General features: G+C 69.3%; 1 protein-coding gene. It reads right to left on the bottom strand.

All coding sequences use genetic code 11. From position 1 onward, the window contains the following. Window positions 1-5301 (bottom strand): non-ribosomal peptide synthetase (locus A5663_RS03265; protein ID WP_068143841.1); only part of this gene is annotated, 5301 nt, incomplete at both ends.

The raw sequence follows: 5301 nt of genomic DNA, 5'->3' as shown, positions 1-5301 counted from the left end.
TGGCCCAGGGCGTGGGTGTCGAGGTGTCCGCTCAGGCGCAGCGCCACGGCGATGTTGTAGATCGCCGAGGGGCCTTGGAGCTGGTCGATGAACCACAACCGCTGCTGGGCGAACGACAACGGCACCACCGCCGGGCGCGGGGCGGCCACCAGCGGCTCGAGCGCCGCACCGCCGGCACCGATCCGCGGCGCCAACTGCGCCACCGTCGGCGCCTCGAACAACGCGCGCACCGAAAGTGCGGCATCCATCCCGGCGTTGATGGCGGCAACCACTCGCATCGCCGACAGCGAGTCGCCGCCGAGTTCGAAGAAGGAGTCGTCGACGCCGACGCGGTCCACTCCGAGGACCTGGGCGAAGATACCGGCCAGAATCTCCTCAGTCGGGGTGGCAGGCGCCCGGTACCGCTGCACATCGGCGTACTCCGGGGCCGGCAACGCGCGGCGATCCAGCTTGCCGTTGGCCGTCAACGGCAACACCTCGAGCACCACCACCGCCGCGGGCACCATATAACCCGGCAACCGCTCACCGAGCTGCTCACGCACTCGAGCGGGATCCACGGCCCCGGTGACACTGCCGGTGACATAACCCACCAGCCGCTTATCGCCCGGGGCGTCCTCGCGGGCGATCACCACCGCCTGATCCACCCCGGCACAACCGCTCAGCGCCGCAGCCACCTCACCCAACTCGATGCGATACCCGCGGATCTTGACCTGCTCATCAGCACGCCCCAGATGCACCAACTGCCCATCAGCACCCCAACGCACCAAATCCCCGGACCGATACATCCGCTGACCCACACCACCGAACGGACACGCCACAAACCGCGACGCGGTCAACGACGCCCGCCGCACATACCCACACCCCAACCGGCCGGCCACATACAACTCCCCCACCACACCCACCGGCACCGGACGCAACCACTGATCCAACACAAAAAACGCCGCCCCCGGCACCGGCGTACCGATCGGCACCACCGCAGCCCCCGGCGCCAACGGCGCACTGATCGCGGCGAACACCGACGTCTCGGTCGGCCCACACACATTGATCATCACCCGGCCCGGCGCCCACCGATCCACCAACTCCACCGGGCACGCCTCACCACCCATGATCAACAACTGCACCGCATCAAGCCCCTGCGGGGAAATCACCGCCAACGCCGACGGCGTCTGACTGAGCACCGTCACACCCTCGGCGATCAACAACGCATGAAAATCATCGGCCGAGCGCACCACCTCATCAGGCACCACCACCAGCCGCGCCCCATTGAGCAGCGCCCCGAAAATCTCCTGCACCGACACGTCGAACCCCAACGAATGCCACTGCGACCACACCCCGCCCACCGGCAGACCCGCCGGCAACGCCCCCAACATCTGCGTCACCGCCCGATGCGCCACCACCACACCCTTAGGCACACCCGTGGTCCCCGACGTGTAAATCACATACGCCAAATCATCAGGCCCCGGCCCCGGCACCGGGCCGCCCGGCTGCCCCTCAATACCGGGATCATCGATATCGACCACCGGCACCGCACCACCCAACCGGCCCGCCAACCCCGCCGTACTGAGCGCCAGCACCGGCACCGCATCAGCCAACATGAACCCGATCCGCGCATCCGGATGCATCGGATCAATCGCCATATACGCCGCCCCGGCCTTGAGCACCCCCAAAATCGCCACCACCGCGCGCGCTGAACGCGGCAACAACAACGCCACACACCCACCCCGGCGCACACCACGCTCAATCAGCGCACGCGCCAACCGGTTCGACGCCTCATCCAACTCCCGATACGTCCACGACCGACCCCCACCAGAGAGCGCCACCGCCCCCGGCGCCCGCGCAACCTGCTCAGCGAACAACCCCGGAATCGACAACCCCACACCCACCGGCGACCCCAACACCGCCCGATGCCCCAACACATCCAACCGGCCACGCTCAACCGCGCCCACCACATCCACCGACGACAACGCCCGCAACGGATCAGCAGCCATCGCCACCACCACCCGCTCCAACCGCCCAATCAACCCCTCAACACCAACAGCATCAAACACATCGGTGTCGTATTCGACGCGCAGACCCAACTCGCGGCCGGGCTGGGCCGCCACGGTCAGCCGGTAGTGGTTGTACTCGTAGGCGTTGATCTCGGGGATCGACATCTCGTGGTCGCCGGACAACTCGGCGGTGTCGATGGGGTAGTTCTCGTAGAGGAACAGCGTGTCGAACAGCTGGTCATGGCCGGCGGCCCGGTGGATCTCGTTCAGCGGCAGGTGCTGGTGCTCGACGGTGCGGTTGTGCGAGCTCTGCATCTGCTCGAGCAGCTCGGTCGTCGTGGTGGTCGCGGTCATGCGCGCCCGCACCGGCACCGTGTTGATCAGCATGCCGACCATCGACTCCGCGCCGGGAACCTCGGCCGGCCGGCCCGACACCGCCATTCCGAAGGCGACGTCGTCGCGGCCGGTCATCTGGGCCAGCAGCTGGGCGAAAGCAGCTTGCAACGCGATGTTGACGGTGGTGTGGTGCGAGCGGGCCAGCTCGACGAGCGCCTGCGTCGTCTGCTCCGACATCCGGTGCAGCGCGACGTCGCGCCGCCCGAGCCCCGCCGCGCCGGGCGGACCGACGTAGGTGGGGTTGTCGAAACCGGCGAACAGCTCAGCCCACGCGGCCTGCGCGGCAGTGCGGTCCTGGGCGGCCAGCCAGGTGACGAAGCTGCGGTAGGGGGCGGCCGTCGACAGCCGCTGCCCGTAGTAGGTGGCGATGATCTCCTGCAGCAGGATCGGCCGTGACCAGCCGTCCATCACGATGTGGTGGTTGGTCAGTACGAACCGGTGCCGATCCGCCGCGGTCCGCACCAGCGCGGCCCGGAAGGCCGGCGGGTGGGCGAGGTCGCAGACGGCGGCCCGCTCGGCCGCGCAGACCTGCCGCACCTGCTCATCGACATCTCCGTCTGCGGCGTCCAACTCCACGTACCGCCACGGCGAAACCGGATCGGCCGGGATGACCTGCACCGGCTCGTCGAACTGCGCGCAGAATCGGGCCGCCAGGTGCGGGTGGCGACCGATCACCGTCTGCACCGCGTCGTGCAGCCGGTCCGGATCGAGCGGACCGGTGACGGTGATGTCCAGCTGCACGGCATACACGTCGTCGGTGCCGCCCGCCGCGCTGCTCGTATAGAACAGCAGCCCCTCCTGCAAGGGGGTGAGCGGCAGCACGTCGGCGATGCGGTCCTGCCGGGACAGCTCGTCGAGTTGCTGCTGGGTCAGCCGGGTGGGCGCGAGATCCGACGGCGTCAAACCGCCTCCGCCGGCGCGGACGTGCGCGCAGATTCCGGTCAGCGCCTCGAACCACAGCCGGCTCAGCCTGGCGACCTGTGCGCGGTCGAGCGCCGATCGCGCCCAGCGCCAGTTGGCGTGCAACCGGGGGCCGGCTTCGGTGTCCGCGGTCCCGGCGTTGAGTCCGACGGTGTGCGACAGCTGGACGGGTATCGCGGCGGCCGCACCGGTCAGCGCCAAGCCCTCCTGGCTGATCCGCCAGAAGTCGTCGGAGAGCTCGGCGCCGGCCGCGCCGAGCCGTCCCAGATAGTTGAAGCCGATCGCCGGGTCGGAGTCGACGAGCTCCACGTCGGGGTTGAGGTAACGCAACAGTCCGTAGCTCAGCGGGTCCGGCAGTGCGCGCAGCTGTTCCTTGGCGTTCTTGATCACGGCGCCCAGTTCGGCCGCACCGGCGGTGACCTGTGCCCAGTCCAGCCCGCCGACGGCCAGCGCCACCGGGTACTTGGTGGTGAACCAGCCCACCGTGCGGGTCAGGTCCACATCGCCGACGAGTTCCTCGTGGCGGCCGTGGCCCTCGACGTCGATGCCGACCGGGGCGCCGCCGTTACCGAGGAACTCCGAGCAGGCCAGCCCGAACGCGATCAGCAGAATGTCCTGGACGCCGGCATGAAACGCCGTCGGCACCTCACCCAACAGCATGCGGGTCGTTTCGGCTTCCAGCTCCACCGACAGGAACCCGGCCGTGTTGAACGTGTCCTCCACGGGTTGCAGCGGCGGCAACGCGTCTCTGGCCGCCCCCACCTTCCGCCACGCATCCGCCTGCTGGACCACCTCAGCCGCACGGGCCTGCTCGGCCAGCAGCGACGACCATCGGGCGAACGACGTCCCGGGCGCGGGCAGCGCGATGGCTTGTCCGCTGCTGTGCTGCGCCCACGCGATGTTGAGGTCTTCCAACAGGATTCGCCACGACACTCCGTCGACGGCGAGGTGGTGGATGATCAGCACCAGCTGGCTCGTCGAGGTCACCCACAGCGCGCTGAGCATCACCCCGGCGGTCGGGTTCAGCCGCGACCGCGCCGCCACCAACGCGTCGTCGGACAGCACGTCGACCGTGAGCAGGTACTCGTCGGCATCGATCGATCCCGGCTCCGGCACCTCGAGTGACCAGCCGCCGGCACCGTCGTCTCCGGCGCGCAGCCGCAGCATCGCGTGCCGATCGACCAGGGCCTGCAGCACGACGACGACGTCGGCTTCGGTCACCTCGATGGGGGCCTGCAGCACCATGGTCTGGTTGAACTGCTCGATGGGGCCTTCCATGCCGTGCAGCCACCGCATGATCGGCGTCGCGACCACCGGTCCGATGCCCTCGTCGACCGGTCCGGCCTCTCCGTCGGCGACCCGCGCGACGCGGGCGAGCCGGGCCACCGTCTGTTCCACGAACACGTCCGGCGGACGGCACAACACCCCTGCGGCCCGGGCCCGAGCCACCACCTGCATCGACAGGATGCTGTCGCCGCCGAGCTCGAAGAAGGAGTCGTCCACTCCGACTCGTTCAAGGCCGAGCACCTGCGCGTAGATCGTGGCCAGGATTTCCTCGGTCGGGGTGGCCGGTGCGCGGTAGCGGTCGACGGCCTGGTACTCCGGCGCGGGCAATGCGCGCTTGTCGAGTTTGCCGTTGGGCGTGAGCGGCAGCGCGTCGATCAGCACGATCGCAGCGGGCACCATGTACGCCGGCAGCCGCTCGGCCAGTACTGCGCGGGCCGCGGCGGGGTCGGCCGTGCCGGTGATGTAGCCGACCAGACGCTTGTCGCCGGGACGGTCCTCGCGCGCGATCACCACCGCCTGCGCGACCCCGTCGCACGCGGCCAGCGCCGCCTGCACCTCGCCCAACTCGATACGGAACCCACGGATCTTGACCTGCTCATCGGCGCGGCCCAGATACACCAGCTGGCCGTCGTCGTCCCAGCGCACCAGATCCCCGGTGCGATACATCCGATCCCCCGGGCCGCCGAACGGACACGCCACGAACCGCGAC

The organism is Mycobacterium sp. E740 (genome assembly GCF_001672895.1).
GTDB lineage: Bacteria > Actinomycetota > Actinomycetes > Mycobacteriales > Mycobacteriaceae > Mycobacterium.
Note: the sequence above shows the minus strand (reverse complement) of the source record. Positions and strands in the feature narration are given on the sequence as shown.